The organism is Hallella absiana (assembly GCF_025457485.1).
In the GTDB taxonomy this organism is placed as follows: Bacteria; Bacteroidota; Bacteroidia; order Bacteroidales; family Bacteroidaceae; genus Prevotella; species Prevotella absiana.
This window is the reverse complement of the sequence record NZ_JAMXSP010000004.1, coordinates 107716-128630: the sequence shown is the minus strand read 5'-3', so window position 1 is coordinate 128630 and position 20915 is coordinate 107716. Positions and strand designations below refer to the sequence as shown.

Below are 20915 nucleotides of genomic sequence, written 5' to 3'. Positions count from 1 at the left end.
ACGAAAAATAGGGGAAAGGCTGTTTGGATGGGGTAACAAAATGTTTGTCACTTGTTACGAATGTCGAAAAGAGTAAGATTGAACATAGTTCCTGTTTGACGAAAAAAGCGAGATTGTGTGCGGGAACAAAGAGATGTGACAGATTTTTTTTGTACTTTTGCAAGTAATGACATTACGTAGTTTGATTCTCATCATGGTTTCGTGTCTGCAAGCATTGCCATTGGCAGCGGCAGAGAACTTCTTCACTACGACGGGCTATAGCTTTGTGCGTCGTAGTGGCAGACAGTCGTATGCGGTGAAAGTGGACTTTCCCGTCGACGGCGAGGCCCATGCGCTTGACAGCGTGAAGGCTTGGATATGCGACATCCTCGACGTGGACGAACCGCAAGAACTGTATGAGGCGAACTTCGAAAACGTGATGCGGCAAAGCTACGACACCTTTCTCAAGGAAGACAGCGGGCTGTCACGGCGCGTGGAAATCGTGCGCAGCTATGAGGACGAGGAAATCGTGACCTATCAGTCGCAGGTTGTGGACCGTGACACGGCGACGTGGCGGGACGAGGACTGTGCGTCGTTCAGTAAGAAAGACGGGCATCGTCTGAGTATCCGGGAGATTTTCAAGTGTCCGGAAAGAAAGATCAAGCAACTGATGTGGCAGTTCCGTGGTGATCTGCCCGTGGGCGTGTCGGGTCCCGACGAACTTGTAGTCGGTGATGCCGGATACATCGACGGCTGGGTGGTGGTCATTGGCCCTGCACGAGGCTACACGGGCGCGGCCTACCGCATCCGCTATCAGGTGGCAGAGCCCTATCTGCAAGGAAAGCGCACGGGCGGCTATTACGATGGTGAAGAAGACGACGAATAAGTGAAAAGACGGGTGAAAGGAGGTAAATCGGTGACGTAGGGATACAAAAAAAGCCGCTCTTTCGGAGCGGCTGAATATCTTACATCAACAATGTCTGAAGCACGGATTAGCCGAGCTTGTTGATATGCTGTGCCAAACCAGACTTCAAGTTGGCAGCTTTGTTAGCGTGGATGATGTTGGTCTTTGCCAACTTGTCCAGCATCTTCTGTACCACGGGGAACTGCTTAGCAGCCTCGTCCTTGTCAGTGGTAGCGCGGAGCTTGCGAACAGCGTTACGCATCGTCTTTGCATAGTACTTGTTATGCAAAGTCTTCACCTTGGTCTGGCGAATTCTCTTTACTGATGATTTGTGATTTGCCATCTTTAAATTTCTACTTTTTATTTCTGTTTGTAGTCCCTAGCAGAGTCGAACTGCTCTTTAGAGAATGAAAATCTCTCGTCCTAACCGATAGACGAAGGGACCATATTATTTTCGTGGGTGCAAAGTTACTGCTTTTTCTTTGAGTCACCAAATTTTCTCTCATTAATTTTTTCTAAATGCTTGATTTTTCGTATTTTTGCGGTTGTATGGAAACAAAAACGCGCGCTATCGTGCTCAGATCTGTGCGATATGGTGATTCTCAGATCATTGTCGACGTGTTCTCACGAGAGAAGGGGAGGGCGTCGTTTATCTGTCATGTCTCGAAAAACGGACGGGGAAAGATCAAGCAACAGCTGTTTCAGCCGCTGACTATCTTGGAGGTTGTCTATGACGACAGACCCACGCGCAGCCTGCAACACTTCCGCGACATACGTCTGGCACAGCCGTTCTTCTCGATACCGTTTCAGTCCGAGAAACTGGCGATAGGCCTTTTCATCGCGGAATTCCTGTCTTATGCGCTGCGCGACGAGCAATGCAATGTGCCGCTGTATGACTATGTGGAGAGTAGTGTGACGTGGCTCGACAATGTGGTGGGGCAGTTTGCCAACTTCCATCTCGTGTTTATGCTACGCCTGTCGCGGTTCATCGGCTTCTTCCCTAACTTGGAAGAGATGGCTGAGGGCGACTGGTTTGATCTGCGCAACGGTGTGTTCACGTCCATAAGACCCTTGCACCCTGACTTCCTGCGGCCTGACGAGGCGGCAAAGATCGGTACGCTGATGAGGATGAACTACGACAATATGAGGTTTTTCCGCATGAGCAGTGCCGAACGAAATGAGTGCGTCGACACGATACTGACCTACTATCGGCTGCATATCCCAGGCTTCCCGGAGATGAAATCGCTGCCAGTGCTCAGGGAGCTATTCTGACTTTTGTCGTTTCCCAAGGCCTTTGACGAAGCAGTATTGCGTATAGATAAAAAGAAGTCTCCCATACGGCACGAGCCACATGGGAGACTTCAATGTTTAAAGTTTGCTATGTCTGCCGGTCAGAAGGCCGGGAGGTTATGCTAAGAGTTGGCGGACGATGGTGGAGATGACCTTGCCGTCGGCCTTGCCGGCCATCTGCTTGGTGGCCTGTCCCATCACCTTGCCCATGTCCTTCATGCCTTGTGCACCAGTCTGGGCGATGATGTCCTTGACCTGGGCGGTGATTTCCTCCTCAGTGAGAGGTTTGGGCAGGTATTCCTTAATGACGGCGACCTGCGCCAACTCAGCGTCGGCAAGATCCTGACGCTTGGCTTTTGCATAGGTGTCGGCACTTTCCTCGCCCTGCTTGGCGAGCTTTTGCAGAATCTTCAAAGCAGCTGCGTCCTCCAAAGTGTCGTTGGCACCGGGAGCCGTCTTTGCCTCGATGAAGTATTTCTTAATGTTACGCAGTGCTTCCAGACGCACCTTGTCGCGCGCCTTCATGGCTGTGCGGATGTCACTGCTGACCTGATCAAATAGATTTGCCATATCTCTTTGTTGTTTTAAAATCCTTGTCTTTGACGGCATAGGCCGCCGCTGTGTTATGCGAAGCTGATGATGCCGGGCACGGTATCGGCCTGTTCGTCGGTATTGGGCTTGTCGTCCTTATGGCCGGAACCAGTGTTGCGGATGTCTTCGAGCATCTGTCGTGTACGCTTGTAGGTAGGCGTGTTCTCCACAGCGAGAATGACATCCTCGTTGTCGAGCGTGTCGGGTGTGAAGATGTAGACGTGAGGACGGTGCTTCATCATCGGGTTCTTGCCGTCCTTGCCATAGTAGCGGTTGCGGCGGTCGGCCTTTTCGGCTGCGATTTCCTCTTCCTGTGCGATGCGGTTGGCTTCCTCTTGTGTGCGGCGCTCGCGGCGGTCCTTGGGCTCCACGTCCTCCACACCGAAACCGGTAGCGAGGATGGTGACCTTGACCTTCTTGCCGAGCTCGGGGTCTGTGGCCAGTCCCCATTTGATCTCGAAGTCGTCGCCGAACTTTGCCATGAAGTCGTTGACATCGTTCATCTCCTCCATCATCAGACCCTGGTTGTCGTTTTTCTCGTTGGAGAAAGCGATGGAGAGCAGGATCTTCTTGGAGTTGAAGACATCGTTATCGTTGAGCAACGGTGAGTTGAGCGCGTCGTCGATAGCCTTCTTCACACGTCCGTCGCCCTCGCCGTAGCCGGTACTCATGATGGCGACGCCACCGTCCTTGAGAACTGTCTTCACGTCGTTGAAGTCGAGGTTGATGAGTCCGTGAATGGTGATGATCTCAGCGATGCTCTTAGCGGCAACGCTCAGTGTGTCGTCGGCTTTGCCGAAAGCGTCGAGGACTGTCAGCTCGGGATAGATCTCACGCAGGCGCTCGTTGTTGATCACGAGCAGGGCGTCGACATGCTTAGCCATCTCTTCGACACCGTCGAGAGCCTGGTCGATCTTCTTGGGACCTTCGAAACGGAAGGGAATGGTGACGATGCCCACGGTGAGAATGCCCATCTCTTTGCTTACCTGCGCGATGACAGGAGCGGCACCGGTGCCTGTTCCACCACCCATACCGGCCGTGATGAATGCCATCTTCGTGCCGTCGTTGAGCATAGCCCTGATTTGGTCGATGCTCTCCATAGCGGCCTGACGGGCACGCTCGGGACGGTTGCCAGCTCCAAGACCTTCGGCACCCAACTGCAGGTGCTCGGGAACGGGAGAGTCGTTCAAGGCCTGCGCGTCAGTGTTGCAAAGTACAAACGACACGTCGTGGATGCCTTCGCGGTACATGTGGTTCACGGCATTGCCACCGCCACCACCGACACCGATGACCTTGATGATGCTCTGCTCTTTGTCAGGCTGACCGAAATCGAGAATGGAAGGCTTGGCGCTTTCCGTGAGTGGGGAAGGTTTCTGGCCTTCCATATTGTTGTTGTTATCTGGCATAGTGGTCTGTCTTTAAAGTAAAAATGTTGAGTCTTATTTCTCGTCTTCCTCTTCCTCTACCATCTTACGGCCAAAGGTCTTGAGTCCGTTGACGGCTTTGTGGAACCATGAGTTCTCGCGTTTCTTGCGCCGGCGCTCTTCTTCCTCTTCGGCTTCCTGCTGTCTGCGACGCTCCTCTTCCTCCTCCTGCTTGCGCTTGGCAGCCTCTTCGGCAGCTTTTTCAGCCTCGGTTTTGATGATGCCCTTGCCGTTTTCTGTCGTAGAGTGTGTGATGGGCTGAACAGGTGCTTCGTTGACGGGTTGTTCGTTTTGGAAGAGAGAATCGCTGATCTCACTGCCTGCGCAGTTCATGTTGCCTTTGGCCAACAGTCCAAGAGCCGTACACATAGTGCCGTCCTTGGCCGTGATGGCGGGGCTCTTGGAAATGATGGTTGTCGTAACAGAACCTGCTATTCTCACCTTATCAGTATGGGTGAGGATCTTGAAGGCTTTTTCAATGTCTTTCATATTGGAGCCACCACCGGTGAGGACGATGCCGCCAAGGAGTTTGCCCATAAATTCGTCGGGCACTTGATGCCATGCGTTCTCAATGATCTCCTGCAGGCGAGCCTCGACAATCTCCACAAACTTCGGCATGTCGATGCTGCGGTCGTGGTCGATGGGATAGGTCTTTTCCATGTCGATCTCGCTGGAGTCGGTGTAGGCAGCGGCATATTTAAGTTTCATCTCCTCTGCTGTCTTGTCTTCCATCTGCAAGGATGTGAGGTCCTTGGTGATGTTGTTGCTGCCAAGGGGAATGACGGCCAGGTGACGAAGAATATCGCGAAAGTAGACCGCAACGGTTGTTGTCTCGGCTCCTAAGTCCACGAGGACGCAGCCACCGCGGCGCTCGGCGTCGGTGAGTACGACATCGGCGAGGGCAAGGGGAGAAAGATACATCTCGGCGATGGCAATGCCAGCATTTTCAAAACAGCGGTTGAGATTGCGATAGAAGGACTTGCGCCAGAGGATGTTGAGGAAGTTGCCCTCCAGTCTGGAGCAGATAAAACCTGCCGGGTCGACTTGAAGCTGGTTGTCGACCTTGTATTCTTGTGTGACAGCGTCGAGGATCTCCTGGTCGGGATATTGCATGCTGCGGTTGGCATCCATCAGGCCGTTGACCATGTCAACGGTCACCTTGGTGTCGGCGGGCAATTGCTTGACAATGATATTTTTCTCACTGCGTATCGATTGACCGTTGACACCGACGTAGACGCGTGCAATCTTGGTCTTGAGCGTGTTCTCGAGTTTCTTGATCACATTGCCCAAAGCCTGCACTGTCTTGTCGATATTGTTGACCACGCCTTTGCGAATGCATGAAGTAGCGTCTTCCTTTACGACAGCCAATACCCTAATGCTGCCGTCGAGGTTCTTCTTCCCCGCAATGCCGGTGATTTTTGAAGATCCCAGCTCTATTGCTACTATAAAATCTGCCATACGTAAATAGTAATTATCAATTCAGTTCTTCCGTTTTTTCGTATTGTCTCTTTTTGCAAATGATTTGGTTGTCAAACTCTACGTTGATGTAGGAGTATTTGTTCCATCCGGCCTGTGAGAGTCCATACTTATAGAACTTCTCCAACCGGTCCATTTTGCGGTCGATGTAGTCAGTGACCAGTTGCCTGCGCTTGTCGGGCCTGTTGGTCTCAGGCAGTTGACCGATATAGATGATCTGGTCACCGACGCGCGGCACGAGCTCAATGCCTTTGTCAGGCAGTATGTTGATTTGCTCGATCTGGTTCTTCCAAAAGTCGTTGGCCATCAAAGCCTCTCCCACATAGGCCACATAATTGCGGGCGAACCACTTGTTGATATGGCCTGTGGCGATGATCAGGTCGCTCGTGTAGTGCGAGTTGGGCATGATGCTGTTGTTGTCGTCCAAGTAATAATCGTCACCATTAATGGACTTGATGCGCAGAGTCGGCATGCGCTGTGTGAGTGTGACACATACATGTCCGTCCTGTGTCTTATAGCATTGTGCCGACTGCACAAAAGGACTTCTCTTCAACATTTCCTCGATGGTGCGTGTGTCGACGGTATACAAGGGCTTGCCCAAAGGGTAGAGACCACTGTCTTTCAGGCGATCTTTGATCTCCTTAGCCGTGATGAAGCCATTGGTGGCCTCGTCGGCAATGTTGATATTCACTTGGGTACATATCTGCTTCTCTTGATCGGGCTTGTCAAAGACAACGAAGGCGATGGCAAGATAGGCAGCGAGCATGAAGTCGATAGTGCCCAGAATGATTTTTCCTCGGTTCATCCGCATGGTTCAGATAACTGTATAGGATGACACGCGGCGCGGACTATACCGCACCGGATGCCTTATTTCTTTTTGTCTTCCAGTATACGTGTGATCTGTGGAACCATGTTGTCGAGATCACCGGCTCCTAAGATGATCAGCACATCGAAGTCGCGACTCTTGACCAGATTGAGCACGTCGGCCTTCTGGATCATGCTCTTCTCCACGCCAGACTTGAGGTTGTCGTAAATCAGCTGCGATGTGACACCGGGGATCGGAGCCTCGCGGGCCGGATAGATCTCGGTGAGGATGACCTCGTCGAAATGGCTCAGCGCATCAGCGAAGTCCTTGTAGAAGTCGCGGGTGCGGGTGTAGAGATGCGGCTGGAAGATAGCGGTCAGCTTACGGCCCTGGTAGAGCTCGCGCAGACTCTTGGCGCTTTGCAGGATCTCCTTGGGGTGATGAGCATAGTCGGAAAGCAGTACGTGACGGTCGTCGTTGATCTTGAAATCGAAGCGACGCTCTACGCCGTGGTATGTGCTCATGCCGTAGCGCAGTTCCTCTGCGGTGCAACCATTGAGTTGGGCAAGTGCCATGGCAGCCACACCATTCTCTATATTAATAGGTACAGGCTGTCCGAGCTTCACATTCGTGACGTTTTCCACGGGTGAGATGAAGTCGAATGTGATGTTGCCGTTCTCTATCTTGATGTTCTCAGCATGGAAGTCTCCCTCGTCGCGGCTATAGGTATAGGTCTTTACCCCTTCCTGCACGTTGGGTTTCATCTCCAGATTCTTGTGGATGATGAGGGCGCCACCGGGCTGAATGAGCTCGGTGTAGTGACGAAAACTCTCAAGATATGCCTCTTTGGTACCGTAGATGTCGAGGTGGTCGGGATCTGTGGCGGTGATGACACTCATCCATGGACGCAGCCAGTGGAAAGAACGGTCGAACTCATCGGCCTCGATGACGACATAGTCACTGGTCTTGGAAAGGATATAGTTGGTACCGTAGTTCTTGGAGATGCCGCCCAAGAAAGCGTTGCAGTCAACATGGCTCTGATGCATGATGTGGGCGCACATGGTCGATGTAGTCGTCTTGCCGTGTGTGCCTGCAACACAGAGTCCTTTGTGAGAACGTGTCAGCATGCCAAGTACTTGAGCGCGTTTCTGCACTTCGAAACCATTGTTGCGGAAGTATTGCAGTTCCTGATGCTCTGCTGGAATGGCAGGGGTATAGACGACGAGACATGACTTGTTGTCGCGGCAAGCGTGGGGAATCTCATCTACGTTCTCTCTGTAGTGGATGACCATGCCTTCCTTTTCGAGTTGTTGAGTCAACGTAGAAGGTGTCTTGTCATAACCGGCCACAACAAGACCTTTATGTATGAAGTAGCGGGCCAGCGCACTCATACCAATGCCGCCGGCACCAATGAAATATACAGCTTTTATATCTTTGAGTTCCATGATATTTAAAGTGTTATTTGCATATCTTGGAAAGATGGCAGTCTCATCTTAAGAGGAGCACTGTCTCTTCCGAAGCGTTTTATTGTTTTCTCCAGGCGAGTTTAATGACTTCGTCGGCAATGACGTCGGCGGAGTCTTTCAAGCCGAGTTTTTTGATGTTTTCTGTCAGTGATGCAAGCTTGGCATCGTTGTGAACGATTTCCAAGGCTTTGTCGAGCAACAAGTCAGGAGCTTCTGCATCTTTGACATAGATGGCGGCGTCTTTATCTACGAGTGCCATGGCATTCTTGGTCTGGTGATCTTCGGCAACGTTGGGGCTGGGCACCAGGATGACGGCTTTGCCGATGAGGCAGAACTCACTGATGGAGCTTGCACCGGCACGGCTGATGACAAGGTCGGCGGCGCGATAGGCGGCACCCATGTCGCTGATGAAGTCGAGAACTTTCAGGTTGGAGATGTCGCCAAAGTCCTTTACGGCCTGGTTCATCTCGGTGTTGTAGTACTTACCGGTCTGCCAGATGAACTGCACGTCGGCGCTTTTCACTTTGTCGAGATGCTGTCGCATGCTCTCGTTGATGGTGCGTGCTCCTAAGCTTCCGCCCACGAGGAGAATCGTCTTCTTGTTGGGATCGAGTCCGAACTTGACTCTTGCGTCCTCTTTGGAAATGGTTGCGTCCACGACATTCTGTCGGACTGGATTTCCTGTCATGATGATTTTATCAGCCGGGAAGAAACGCTCCATGCCCTCGTACGCCACGCAGATCTTGCTGGCCTTCTTTGCCAACAGTTTGTTTGTGACGCCGGCATAGCTATTCTGCTCTTGAATGAGGCATGGTATGCCCATGCTGGCGCATACGTTCAGCGTAGGCCCGCTGGCATATCCACCTACTCCGACAGCCACCATCGGCTTGAAGTCTTTGACAATCTTCTTTGCCATCCGCTCACTCTTCCAGATTTTGAAGAGCACGGCGATGTTTTTCAGAAGATGCTTACGGTCGAAACCGCAGATGGGCAAGCCTTTGATGTTGTAGCCTGCCGCAGGTACTCGCTGCATCTCCATACGTCCCAAAGCACCCACGAACTGGATTTTGGCACTGGGATATTTGGCTTTGATGGCGTTGGCGATAGAGACTGCAGGGAAGATATGGCCTCCTGTGCCTCCGCCGCTGATGATGACTCTTAATTCTTTCTCCATGTCGCCTATTTCTTATTTTCCGCAAAAGTAATCAAAAAAAATGTCTTTTGATCATTTTTGTTCTACTTTATTTTGTTTCTTCTGTACCAAATGACTATTTATTATACATTTGTTTCCTTATCTTCGGTCGCTGCATTGTCTGGCCCGATGGTGCTTTTTTGAAGTTCAGGCTTCTTTTTTGCAGAGCGGCTGACACTGAGGATGGCACCTAAGTAGATGCAGTTGATGATCGTGGACGTACCACCTTTACTGATGAGCGGCAGCGGCTGACCTGTCACAGGAACGAGTCCCACGGCAACACACATGTTGAACAGTGCCTGCGTGACCAGTAGCAGAGCGAGCCCCATGGCAAGGAAGGCAGGGAAATTGTTCTCGCATCGACTGGCGATACGGCCTGTTCGGAAGAGCAGGATGATATAGAGCATCGCCACAAACGCGGCGCCCTCTATGCCTAACTCTTCGATGATGATGGCATAGATGAAGTCGGAGAAGGCTTGGGAAAGGAAGTCGCGCTCCACAGAATTACCCGGTCCTTTGCCAATAACGTTACTGGAAGCAATGGCGATATTGGCGTGGGCAGTCTGAGCGTCTTTGTCGAGATCGACTTTCTCTGGCGGTATTTCTTCATGGTCACTGAACTTGTCGATGCGCGATTTCCATGTGTCGAATCGGTGAAGCATGCCTCCATTCTTGGTCTTTACCGGCTTTTTGCCATCTACTTGTTCCGTGAGCTGCCCCTCAGGGGAGTTTTCTTCGTTGTCGTGCCCAAAGATCATGACCATAGAAAACACTAAAACGATAACCAGTACAACACTTCCGATGAGCTTTCCAAGCTGTTGGGCAGGTACACGACCAATGATCATCATGAAAAAGATGACGGAACACAATAGGGCTGCAGTGGAGAGATTCTCCACCATGATGAATGGGATGATGAAGGCACAAACCACCAAGATGTAGGGCATGGCATGGCGGTCAGCGCCACGCTCGGTCTGCATGGCACTTAACACTTGGGCCGTTGCGAGTACCAATGTGCCTTTGGCAATCTCAGAGGGTTGAAACTGCAAGCCGAAAATCGAGAGCCATCGCTGTGCGTCATTGGTGGAGTGACCGGCGAAATCTACCCAGATGAGGGTCACAAACGAGATGAACAGCAGGATCGGCGTGGCAATCTTGAAGTACTTGCACTTGATGTTAAGGGTGACGAGAGCCAGGAACACACCGAGCCCAAGCAGCCCTATGTGCTTGATGATAGGCGCGACATAGCTGCCTCCTTTGTAGGTCAGCTCGGAAGAGGCCGAGAAGACCTCTACGATGCTGATGAGACAAAGGAAGAAAAACACCATCCAGATGACTTTGTCACCCTTGAATATGTTTCCAAATTTTTTGTTGTCCACTTGTTATCTTTATTGAAGGGCCGGGTGAATATTCCTCCGGCCCATTTGCTTTACAGGCTTCTGACTTGTTGCTTGAACTGTTCGCCGCGGTCCTCCATGTTATGGAAGAGGTCGAAACTGGCGCAGCAGGGTGAAAGCAAAACCGTGTCGCCGGGGCGCGCCATGTCGTAACAGGCCTTCACGCAATCCTTCATGTTATGTGTGTCGCGCACGGGAATGCCCAGCGGATCGAAGAAGTTGTGGAGCTTCGTATTGTCGGCACCGAGATAAACCAGTCCCACGCACTTCTGCTGAACCAACTCTTTGATGGCGTTGTAGTCGTTGCCTTTGTCCTTACCGCCAAGGATGAGGATGACAGGTGTGCGCATGCTCTCCAACGCATACCAGCAAGCATCGACATTGGTGGCCTTGGAGTCGTTGACATAGTGCACGCCAGCCACGTCGCAAACCTTTTCCAGGCGGTGCTCCACACCCGGGAAGTCGCTCAGACTCTTGCGGATGATCTCTTTCTTGATGCCGCTGATGTTGGATGCCAAACCAGCAGCGAGAGAGTTATAGATGTTGTGCTTACCGGTCAGCGAGAGTTCCTCCTGCTCCATATTGAATGGAGTGGGGTACTCAAGTTTGTATTGTCCTTCCTCGATATAGGCGATACTCCCCTTCTCTTTCAGTTCTGAGAATGGACACTGCACGGCCTTGATGTCGTATTTGTCGAGTTGCTTCTTGATGACAGGATCGTCATTCCAATAGATGAAGTGGTCTTCCTCTGTCTGGTTTTGGATGATGCGCATCTTGGCATCGACATAGTTTTGGAACTTGAAGTCGTAGCGGTCGAGGTGATCGGGCGTGATGTTGAGCAGAATGGCGATGTTGGCACGGAAGTCGTACATGTTGTCGAGCTGGAAAGAACTCAGTTCGATGATATAGTACTCATGCGGTTCCTCTGCCACCTGCAGAGCAAGGCTCTTACCGATATTTCCGGCCAGTCCCACGTCGTATCCGGCACTCTTGAAGATGTGATAGATAAGCGAGGTGGTTGTCGTCTTGCCGTTGCTGCCTGTAATACAGATCATCTTGGCATGAGTATATCGTCCTGCGAACTCAATCTCGCTGATGATATGTGTGTGCTGAGCCATCAGTTTCTGCACCATAGGAGCCTCTTTTGGGATGCCCGGGCTCTTGATGACCTCGTCGGCATTCAGGATTTTCTCCTCGGTGTGATGACCTTCTTCCCATTCGATCTGATGGTCGTCAAGCAGTTTCTTGTACTTGTCCTTGATGGAAGAAGTGTCAGATACGAAAACGTCGAAACCTTCTTTCTTTGCCAGCACGGCAGCTCCTGCACCGCTCTCGCCGGCTCCTAATATAACGATTCTTTTCATTGCTGAACTACGTTTTTACTCTTTCGAGGTTTTTATCTTATTTGTTTGCAGCACTGCTGTCAGTGTTTGACAGCAGTGCTTTTTGTTTTTTACAGGTCAGACTGCTCTTTTGGGGCTACACCTTATTATATATATAGAAGTGCCGGACCGCTTATATCATAGTTTCGGCTCGCCTTTTTTGAGCAGTCTTCCTTATCTTATCTTAAGCGTGATAATGGTCAGAGCCGCCAAGATGATGGTGATGATCCAGAAGCGGATCGTGATCTTTGACTCATGCTTGGGCGAGTGGGGACTCGTGATCAGGTATTTGCAGTCGGGGTCAAGCTGCTCGTCTGTCACACGGAAGTTGTCGTGGATAGGTGTGCGCTTGAAGATACGCTGCTTCACGCCACGCCGCTTGCCAAGCTTATAGTACCATACCTGGCAGATGACGCTGAGGCTTTCGACGAAGAAGATGCCGCAGAGGATCGGCAACAACAGTTCTTTGTGGATGATGACAGCGCACACGCCGATGATGCCGCCAATGGTCAGTGAGCCTGTGTCGCCCATGAACACCTGGGCAGGGTAGGCGTTGTACCATAGAAAACCGATGAGCGCTCCGACAAACGCACACATGAAGACCACCAGCTCTTGCGAGCCTGGGATATACATGATGTTGAGGTATGCGGCAAATTGGATATGCGAGCTTACATAAGCCAAGATGCCTAACGCCACGCCAATGATGGCTGAGTTGCCGGCGCACATGCCGTCCATACCATCATTGAGGTTGGCTCCGTTGCTTACGGCGGTGACGACTAAGATCGTCATAACTACGAAGAGAATCCAACCGGCCGCTGTCTTATACTTACCACAGAAAGACATCACCGATGAGTAGTCGAGGTTGTGGCCTTTGACAAACGGTATTGTCGTCTTCAGTGTCTTGCGTGCTTCGGTGCGGTGCTTGACGACGACCTCCTGACCTTGGTGCTGGAGCACGATGTTCTCATTGGATTTCACGTCGGGCGAAGCCCAGAGCACGAGTCCCACAATCAGTCCTATGCCCACTTGTCCTACGATCTTGTACTTACCTTTCAGTCCTTCCTTGTTGCGATGGAAGATCTTGATGTAGTCGTCCATGCCGCCGAGGAAGCCCAGCCACACAGTGGTGATGAGCATCAAAATCAGATAGATATTACGCAGACGGCCTAACAGCAGTACTGGAATGAGAATGCTGACGATGATGATCACGCCACCCATTGAGGGCACTCCTATCTTTTTGACACCAAAGGGGTCGATCTTGGCATCGCGCTGCGTCTCGGTGATCTGTTTACTCTTTAAGTATTTGATGAACTTCTCACCAAACCATGCCGAGATGACCAGTGAGAGAATCAGAGCCAGCAACGCACGGAAGGAGATATATCCCCAGATGCGTGCGCCGGAAATACCGAACTGCTCCAGAAAACGAAAGAGATAATATAGCATGTCTTAGCTCTTTATGTTTATAGTCTTAGCTCTTATTATTTATAGTCTTAGCATCTGTCATTTATCACAACCGGTGGCGGTGTCCTGTGAAGAGCTATTGAGACCGAAGATCTCGCGCAATACTTCATGATCGTCGAAGTGATGCTTGACACCTTTAATCTCTTGATAGTTCTCATGTCCCTTACCTGCGACGAGAATCACATCGCCTTTTTGTGCCATCATACATGCAGTCTTGATAGCCTCTTTGCGGTCGACGATACTGATGACCTTTTGCATCTGTTGCGCATTCAGTCCGGCGAGCATGTCGTCGATGATAGCCTGGGGATCCTCGAAACGTGGATTGTCGCTGGTGATAATCACTTTGTCGCTCTGCTTGACGGCTTCCTGAGCCATGAGCGGGCGCTTGCCATGATCACGGTTACCGCCTGCGCCGCATACAGTGATGACGTGTCCTTTGCCGTTGAGTACCTCGTGGATGGCACCCAACACGTTTTGCAGAGCGTCAGGAGTGTGGGCATAGTCGACGATGGCCGTAAAGCCTTTGGGCGACTGGATGGGTTCCAGACGTCCGCTGACGCTGTGGAGCGTGCTCAAGATCACGAGGATCTCCTCAGGCTCCTTGCCCAACATACGTGCGGCAGCATATACAGCCAACAGATTGCTGACGTTGAATTTACCAATGAATTGCACGCCGACCTCGTGTCCGTCAATATCGAGATACATTCCAGCGAAGTGCATCTCGATGATGCGGGCGCGGAAGTCAGCCATCTGGCGAATGGAGTAGGTCTTCACCGTAGCCTTTGTGTTCTGCACCATGATCATGCCGTTCTTGTCATCGGCATTGGTGATGGCGAAGGCAGACTTGGGCAGTCCGTCGAAGAAAGCTTTCTTGGCATTGCGATAGTTCTCAAAGGTCTTGTGATAATCGAGGTGGTCGCGAGTGAGGTTGGTGAAGATACCGCCTGTGAATTTCAGTCCGCCAATACGTTTCTGAGCGATGGCGTGGCTGGAGCACTCCATGAAGGCATACTCACATCCTGCCTCTACCATCTTGCCCAAGAGCATGTTCAGTTCGATGGGATCCGGTGTGGTGTGGTCAGCGGGAATGGCTTCGCCGTCGATATAGTTGACGACAGTAGAGAGCAGACCGCACTTATATCCCATCTTGCGGAACATATTATATAATAATGTGGCGATCGTTGTCTTTCCGTTCGTACCGGTCACGCCGACGAGTTTGAGCTTCTTCGACGGGTCTCCATAGAAGAGCGTAGCCACATGACCGACAGCATCTTCGGTAGAAGGCACCTGAATGTAGGTGACACCTTCGGCTTTCTCTTCCGGCAGGTCTTCGCAGAGCACGGCACTGGCACCTTGCTCAATGGCCTTTGGGATGAAACGGTGACCGTCTACCTGGGTGCCTTTCATGGCAACGAACAGATGACCATCCTTGACTTGGCGCGAGTCTATGTCTACGCCGGTGATGTCGGCATCCACGCCCCCAACGATAGAGGTGGGCTTGATGCCCTTGAGAAGCTCTTGTAGTTTCATTTCTTTCTATATTATTTTTTTATATTTTATTTCTATCAGTTTTGTTCTTGTCTATATATTTTCCCGGTCAATTCAGAGATAAGCAGCCGGTCAAATCTGAGTCAAACGTGTCGACGACTGTGTTGTGCCTTGTTCTTTTCTACTCCAAGGTCAGCGTACACGTCTCGCGTCGGTGGATATATTTTCCTGGCGGGAGGCTTTGCTTGACGACCTTTCCACGCCCGATGATGCGGCATTTCACGCCCCGTTGCTCCATGAGATAGACAGCGTCGCGTGCTCCCATGCCCATGACGTTGGGTACATGTTTGGTACTTGGCACACCCTGATGGACAAGATCCACGTAGTGGGTGCCGCTCTTGGCCTGTCCCCACAGTGCGCTGGTGTTGGCGATGTTGGCGATATAGTTGCGCTTGGTCTTGATTCCCAACTGCGAGAGCACGAAGTCGGCAGAGAGAATATTGCCGTTTTTCACCTGCGGGACGAAGACAGAAGCCGAGTCGCGTGCCTGTCTGACATCGCGTCCCTCGCTCTGTGCCATGATACCCTCGGCGATATGATGGAAGACCACACCGCTCATGCCGCCACCTGAAGCAGGCAGTCCACCTTTCTGTATGCAGACGATACAGCTGTATTTCGGGTTGTCGGCGGGGAAATAACCGGCAAACGACAGCAAGTAGTGTGTCATTCCGCTCTTGTAGCCTACTGATCCTTTTGAGATCTGAGCGGTACCGGTCTTGCCGGCAACCTTAAAAGATGTCGATCCGGCTTTTTTCCCGAGTCCCTCGCTGACCACATGTTCCAGCATCACCTGCATCTTTTTGATGACAGCGGGCGAAGCGATTTGTGTATGCCCTTTGACCACTTGCGGCGGATATTCGGTGACTTCGCCGTTTTGAATGGATGCTTTGACGAACCGCGGCTGCATCATACACCCATTGTTGGCGATGGCGTTGTAAAATGCCAGCGTGGAGATCGGCGGCACCTGCGACTCATATCCTATGCTCATCCACGGCAGGGCAGTGTTGCTCCAGTTGAGCCACTCGCCGCGCTTGTTCTTCTTTGGCATACGAATCTTAGCCGGACTGGCACCCACAATAGGGATGTGCAGATCCGAGGCAATGCCGGAGCGATAGACACCGCGCACGAATTTTTCCGGATCATTGTGGTAGTACTCGTCGATGATTCGGCTCACGCCGATGTTAGAGCTCACGCGCAGTGTGGTGGCCATGTTCATGACACCATATCCACCGCGCCGCCAGTTGTGGTCTTTCATCTCCCGTCCATACATTGGCCAGACGCCGTTGCCTGTGTCCACGATCTTGCTTGTGTCGCACATGCCGTCCTGCAAAGCTGTCATGACACTGACGGGCTTGAAGACCGATCCCGGCTCCATGAGGTCGCTGACGGCGTGGTTCTTGATCTCCTTATAGATGATCTGTCCGTTGGGTCCGTAGCATTTGTCGATGTTGACGATGGCTTTGATGTCGCCCGTCTTTACCTCCATGACGATCGCTACGCCCACGTCGCCGTTGACTTCCGGCTGTTTGAGTTCTTCGATGACGGCTCTTTCGGCCAAGTCCTGAATGCCTACGTCGATGGTCGTGATGATGTCGCAACCGTTGACAGGCTCTTTGTCGATGATGTCGAGATACTTGTTGAGTACCTTGCGGCGGTGTCCGACGCCATTGGTACCACGGAGCAGTTTGTCAAACGACAGCTCCAGGCCACAGCGCGGCAGGCGTCCGCCGTCTTTCAGTGCATACATATCACCTACCGTGCGCTCAGCGAGCGTGCCGAAAGGATTCTCGCGTGCGTTGAGTTCCTCGCAGTGGAAACCGCTTTGGAACTTCGTGAGGTTGAATACCGGCAACTTCAGCACCTCTGAGTAAGTGTTGTAGTTGATGCGGTAGGGCCACACCGGCCAATGGCGGCTCATCTTCTTCCGTCCTTTGTCGAGGTTGGCTTTGAAGTCTGCGGAACTTTGTTCCGGGAAGATCTCGTGCAGGCCTTTGCAGATCAGCTTTTCCTTAGCGTCCCATAAGGAGTCGTTACCCGCATCGTGAAGTTGCTGAAAGTCCATAAAGATTTTGAACTCCGGCAGCGACGAGGCCAGCAGTTGTCCATCGCAGCTGAGGATGTTTCCTCTGACGGGCTGGATGACTACGTTGTCCCGTTTTACGCGGTCTGCCACCTTCATCCAGTAGTCCCGTTTGGCAGTCATGATATATCCAGCCTTGATAAGCACGCCGAGGGAGATGATGGTCATCAGCATACAGATGACACTGTAGCGTGGCATGATTTTCTGGTTGTTGAATTTGCTCATGTCGTTATTTGCCCTCCTCGGGTACTTCTATTTTATAAGGAGGAGCACTGGGAATCTTCAGCACACTGTCCTTATTGTTTTTCAACAGTTCGATGACATTGCTTTCGCGGCTGATCTCCGTGAGCTGGCTGGTGCTGGAAAGAGCCTTGTATTTGGCGTCCTTTAGTTTCACCTGCAACTTGTCGATCTGTATGAGGTCTTGCTGACAGCTGTATCTGCTGCCGATATACACGATCAGAAACGCGCCGATGAGCATGAAGAGCCATATCTGCCTTCTGACGAACGAGGTGTAGAGAATGTCTCCACCCAAGATCTTCTTCAGGGAGAAGAGGCGCGATTGCGGTGCCTCGTCCTCAGTGGCCTGCTCTTCGATGACCTCTTTCAGCGAGGGGAGGCTTTCTGCCGGTTTGTTCTCACTTTTGTCGGCGTTTTCGGTGGTCTGTCCGTTTGGCTTTTCCTCGTCAGCAGTGGCAGTTGTATTATTCGCCTTGTCGTCCGCCGGAGTCCCCAGAATGTCCTTTAGGGATCTGGTGCCATCCTTGTTGTCGGTTATATTGTTGTTTATTTGCTCTTGTTTCTTCATTTTTTCTCAGCGATTCTCAGTTTAGCGCTACGGCTTCTCGGGTTGCGTGCCTGCTCCTCATTGTCAGGCGTGATAACCTTATTGTTGACCAGAGCGAAGGGACTTTCTATTCTTCCGTAGAAGTCCTGCACGGTCTTGCCCTCTGCATTTCCCGTTTTCATCATGTTCTTGACGATGCGGTCTTCGAGCGAGTGGTAGGTGATGACGCTCAGCCGTCCGCCCGGTCGGAGCAGCTCGGTGGCCGCGGCAAGCATCTCTTTGAGTGCGCTCATCTCGTGATTCACCTCAATGCGCAGAGCCTGGAACAGTTTTGCCATGTCTTTTTTCTCCCTTTCTCGTCGAAAGAGCGGTTCCACAGTGTTGAGGAAATCGCTTGTGGTGAGGATGGGCTTGTCGGTCCGGGCCTTGACGATCGTGGCGGCGATGCGCCGTGCCGACCTCAGTTCACCATAGAGATAGAAGATGTCAGCCAGTTGCGACTCTGTGGCCGTGTTGACAATGTCGGCCGCTGTGGTTCCTGCCCGCTTGTTCATACGCATGTCCAGCGGAGCGTCGAAGCGGAACGAGAAGCCACGGCTCTCGTCGTCGAAGTGGTGACTTGACACGCCGAGGTCGCCGAGCAGTCCGTCGATATGGTCTACGCCGTAGTATCGCATCCAGTTTTTCAGGTATCTGAAGTTGGAGCGTACGAACGTAAAGCGCGGGTCGTCGACGAAGCGTTTTCCCTCACCTTCTGTAGTGAGAATGTTTTGCTCAGCGTCGGCGTCCTGGTCAAAGCTGTAGAGATGCGCCGTGCTGTCCATTCGTGAGAGAATCTCTCTCGAATGTCCGCCACCGCCGAATGTGACATCGACGTAGATGCCTCCGGGCTGAATATTCAGTCCGTCGACGCTCTGCTTCAGCAGCACTGGAATGTGATATTCTTCTGTCTTTTCCATCTTTACGTTGCTTTGAGCCGTGCTTTTGGCGTGGCTACACATCTTTATATAGCGTATTTGGGTTCAAAGTTACATAAAAATCCCCACTTATCTCCATGTTAGGGCTATATTTTTTCGATTCTCTTCCATCCTTTTGTTGGCGTTGTTGCACGGTGTCTTGTCAGAGATGTAGATGTCTGAGCTTTGTAGTTTACCCTTTTTTGTGCTTTTCTTATAATTTTAGTGGCAAAAATGAAGAAATATGAAAAAGAAGTGTTATTTTTGCATTTGATTAGTATCTTATGGAATAACATGGACGTTAGCACAAACAACACCCAAGGAGAAAGCGTTGAAGAGTCTTTTCAGAAGACAATAGACGTGAAGAAGGTTCTCGAAAGCAAACTGGGACGGCGCGCAAAATACGTGCCGGCTTTCCTTGTGTCATGGCTTCGTCGCATCGTTCATGAGGATGAAGTCAATGACTTCTTGTGGAAGCATCGTCATCAGTTCGGTACCGAGTGGCTCAAGGAATGCGTGAAGTACCTCGATATGCAGGTGACGATTGAGGGCAAGGAAAACCTGCCCGACAAGAACGACGGCAAGCTCTATACTTTCGTGAGCAACCATCCTTTGGGTGGCGAGGACGGTGTTTGTCTCGGTGCGATCATCGGTGACCATTACGACGGACGTTTCCGTTATCTCGTCAACGACCTGTTGCTGTTCCTTCCCGGCCTTCGTCCGGTGTGTATCGGCATCAACAAGACGGGTAAGCAAAGCCGTAACTTCCCCGCTATGGTGGAGGCCGGCTTCCAGAGCGACAACCACATGCTCATGTTCCCCGCGGGTCTCAACTCCCGTATGATCAATGGTCGTATCCATGACCTGCCGTGGAAGAAGACATTCATCTCCAAGAGTGTGGAGTATCATCGCGACGTAGTCCCCATCTACTTCAGCGGTCGCAATTCCAACCGCTTCTATCGTATCGCCCGTTGGCAGAAGCGTTTGGGGCTGAAGGTGAACATTGCGATGCTGTTTCTTGTCGACGAGATGTACCGCAACGTCCATAAGAAGTTCCGTATCGTCATCGGCAAGCCGATTCCATGGCAGACGTTCGACAAGAGCAAAACACCGAAGGAATGGGCACTTTTTGTAGAGAACAAGGTTTACGAACAGGCAGGCCCCGCAAGCCTACGCGGGGAGTGAACGCAACCAATATTAGCAGAAATGGAAGAAGAGATTATCCAACCCATCAGCAAGGAACTGCTGAAAAGTGAATTGACTCCTGAGCGCTGTCTGCGTACAACCAACAAGAGCCACAACGAAATTTATGTCATCCGTGCCACGGAAGCACCGCACGTGATGCAGGAGATAGGGCGTCTGCGTGAGATCGCCTTCCGCACGTCGGGTGGCGGTACGGGCAAGTCGGTCGACATCGATGAGTTCGACACGATGCCAAACGGCTGCAAGCAGTTGATCGTATGGAATCCCGAAGCCGAGGAGATCATTGGTGGCTACCGCTATCTCTTTGGCGAGGACTGGCAGATCAACGCTGAAGGACAGCCTAATCTGGCCATGAGCCACATGTTTCACTTCTCTGACGAGTTCATGCGTGACTATGCTCCATATACTGTGGAGCTCGGTCGCTCGTTTGTCTCTTTGGAATATCAGAATGTCAGGAAGAACACCAAGAGCATCTTCGCTTTGGATAATCTGTGGGATGGACTGGGTGCGCTGACGGTCATCAACCCGCGATGCAAATACTTCCTGGGCAAGATGACGATGTACCCGTCGTTTGTGCGTCGTGGCCGCGATATGATTCTCTACTTCCTGCGCAAGCATTTCGGTGATGCCGACAAGCTCGTTGTGCCGATGAAACCGGTGATAATCGACACGCCGGAGGACGAGTTGCGCCAGATCTTCTGCGAAGATGACTTCAAAGCCGACTATCGTATTCTCAATCATCAAGTGCGTGAGCTGGGTTATAATATTCCACCTTTGGTTAACGCCTACATGAATCTGAGTCCCACGATGAAGTTCTTTGGCACAGCCGTTAACTACGAGTTTGGTGATGTCGAGGAGAGCGGTATCTTGATTGCCGTCGACGAGATCTTTGAGGAAAAGCGCATCCGCCACATCAACAGCTTTGTTAAGGAGCATCCTGAGGCACTGAAGATGCCGATGCCAAAGAAGAGTTAAGG

Annotated in this window: 18 protein-coding genes; 4 read left to right on the top strand and 14 right to left on the bottom strand. The window is 51.6% G+C overall.

Translation table 11 applies throughout. The features are described from left to right. The first annotated feature begins 166 nt into the window (after positions 1 to 166). Positions 167 to 865, top strand: a complete 699-nt coding sequence (locus NG346_RS03305) for a hypothetical protein (RefSeq protein ID WP_262280232.1) — start codon at positions 167 to 169, stop codon at positions 863 to 865. 106 nt (positions 866 to 971) lie between these two features. On the opposite strand, the gene rpsT is transcribed toward NG346_RS03305, so the two are convergent. Further along, positions 972 to 1226: a 30S ribosomal protein S20 gene (rpsT, locus tag NG346_RS03300; protein WP_154533712.1), complete on the bottom strand. Its 255-nt coding sequence runs from the start codon at positions 1224 to 1226 to the stop codon at positions 972 to 974. Between the two features lie 206 nt (positions 1227 to 1432). Here rpsT and recO point away from each other — a divergent pair, with 206 nt between their 5' ends. Then, positions 1433 to 2155: a DNA repair protein RecO gene (gene recO / locus NG346_RS03295; RefSeq protein WP_262288312.1), complete on the top strand. Its 723-nt coding sequence runs from the start codon at positions 1433 to 1435 to the stop codon at positions 2153 to 2155. Between the two features lie 135 nt (positions 2156 to 2290). On the opposite strand, the gene NG346_RS03290 is transcribed toward recO, so the two are convergent. The 13 genes from NG346_RS03290 to rsmH all read right to left on the bottom strand — a co-directional run bounded on the left by NG346_RS03290 (position 2291) and on the right by rsmH (position 18738). Next, on the bottom strand, positions 2291 to 2743 hold the full coding sequence (locus NG346_RS03290) for a GatB/YqeY domain-containing protein (protein WP_262288311.1): 453 nt from the start codon (positions 2741 to 2743) through the stop codon (positions 2291 to 2293). A gap of 53 nt (positions 2744 to 2796) precedes the next feature. Next, a complete protein-coding gene (gene ftsZ, locus NG346_RS03285; RefSeq protein ID WP_396266698.1) occupies positions 2797 to 4170 on the bottom strand; it encodes a cell division protein FtsZ in 1374 nt (457 codons plus the stop codon). A 33-nt stretch (positions 4171 to 4203) separates the two neighbouring features. Next, complete coding sequence (gene ftsA, locus NG346_RS03280) at positions 4204 to 5646, bottom strand: cell division protein FtsA (protein ID WP_262288310.1); 1443 nt, start codon at positions 5644 to 5646, stop codon at positions 4204 to 4206. Positions 5647 to 5662: 16 nt separating this feature from the next. Beyond that, positions 5663 to 6475: a cell division protein FtsQ/DivIB gene (locus NG346_RS03275; protein ID WP_262288309.1), complete on the bottom strand. Its 813-nt coding sequence runs from the start codon at positions 6473 to 6475 to the stop codon at positions 5663 to 5665. Positions 6476 to 6531: 56 nt separating this feature from the next. Continuing rightward, a complete protein-coding gene (gene murC / locus NG346_RS03270; protein ID WP_262288308.1) occupies positions 6532 to 7914 on the bottom strand; it encodes a UDP-N-acetylmuramate--L-alanine ligase in 1383 nt (460 codons plus the stop codon). Between the two features lie 79 nt (positions 7915 to 7993). Next, positions 7994 to 9109: an undecaprenyldiphospho-muramoylpentapeptide beta-N-acetylglucosaminyltransferase gene (gene murG / locus NG346_RS03265; protein WP_262288307.1), complete on the bottom strand. Its 1116-nt coding sequence runs from the start codon at positions 9107 to 9109 to the stop codon at positions 7994 to 7996. A 101-nt stretch (positions 9110 to 9210) separates the two neighbouring features. Next, positions 9211 to 10503 (bottom strand): FtsW/RodA/SpoVE family cell cycle protein, encoded by a 1293-nt coding sequence (locus NG346_RS03260; protein ID WP_262280239.1) that lies wholly within the window; start codon positions 10501 to 10503, stop codon positions 9211 to 9213. A 50-nt stretch (positions 10504 to 10553) separates the two neighbouring features. After that, a complete protein-coding gene (gene murD, locus NG346_RS03255) occupies positions 10554 to 11885 on the bottom strand; it encodes a UDP-N-acetylmuramoyl-L-alanine--D-glutamate ligase (RefSeq protein ID WP_262280240.1) in 1332 nt (443 codons plus the stop codon). 192 nt (positions 11886 to 12077) lie between these two features. Next, on the bottom strand, positions 12078 to 13346 hold the full coding sequence (gene mraY / locus NG346_RS03250; RefSeq protein WP_262280241.1) for a phospho-N-acetylmuramoyl-pentapeptide-transferase: 1269 nt from the start codon (positions 13344 to 13346) through the stop codon (positions 12078 to 12080). A gap of 57 nt (positions 13347 to 13403) precedes the next feature. After that, positions 13404 to 14894: a UDP-N-acetylmuramoyl-L-alanyl-D-glutamate--2,6-diaminopimelate ligase gene (locus NG346_RS03245; RefSeq protein WP_262288306.1), complete on the bottom strand. Its 1491-nt coding sequence runs from the start codon at positions 14892 to 14894 to the stop codon at positions 13404 to 13406. 139 nt (positions 14895 to 15033) lie between these two features. After that, entirely contained in the window at positions 15034 to 17217 is a 2184-nt protein-coding gene (locus NG346_RS03240) for a penicillin-binding protein (protein ID WP_262288305.1), read from the bottom strand. 4 nt (positions 17218 to 17221) lie between these two features. Next, positions 17222 to 17800: an FtsL-like putative cell division protein gene (locus NG346_RS03235; RefSeq protein WP_317620778.1), complete on the bottom strand. Its 579-nt coding sequence runs from the start codon at positions 17798 to 17800 to the stop codon at positions 17222 to 17224. After that, on the bottom strand, positions 17797 to 18738 hold the full coding sequence (gene rsmH / locus NG346_RS03230) for a 16S rRNA (cytosine(1402)-N(4))-methyltransferase RsmH (RefSeq protein WP_262280244.1): 942 nt from the start codon (positions 18736 to 18738) through the stop codon (positions 17797 to 17799). Before rsmH ends, NG346_RS03235 begins: the two co-directional genes overlap by 4 nt. 291 nt (positions 18739 to 19029) lie before the next feature. Between rsmH and NG346_RS03225 the strand changes: the two genes are divergently transcribed. Further along, positions 19030 to 19920 (top strand): glycerol acyltransferase, encoded by an 891-nt coding sequence (locus tag NG346_RS03225; protein WP_262280245.1) that lies wholly within the window; start codon positions 19030 to 19032, stop codon positions 19918 to 19920. Positions 19921 to 19941: 21 nt separating this feature from the next. After that, complete coding sequence (locus tag NG346_RS03220; RefSeq protein WP_262280246.1) at positions 19942 to 20913, top strand: GNAT family N-acetyltransferase; 972 nt, start codon at positions 19942 to 19944, stop codon at positions 20911 to 20913. Positions 20914 to 20915: the final 2 nt, after the last annotated feature.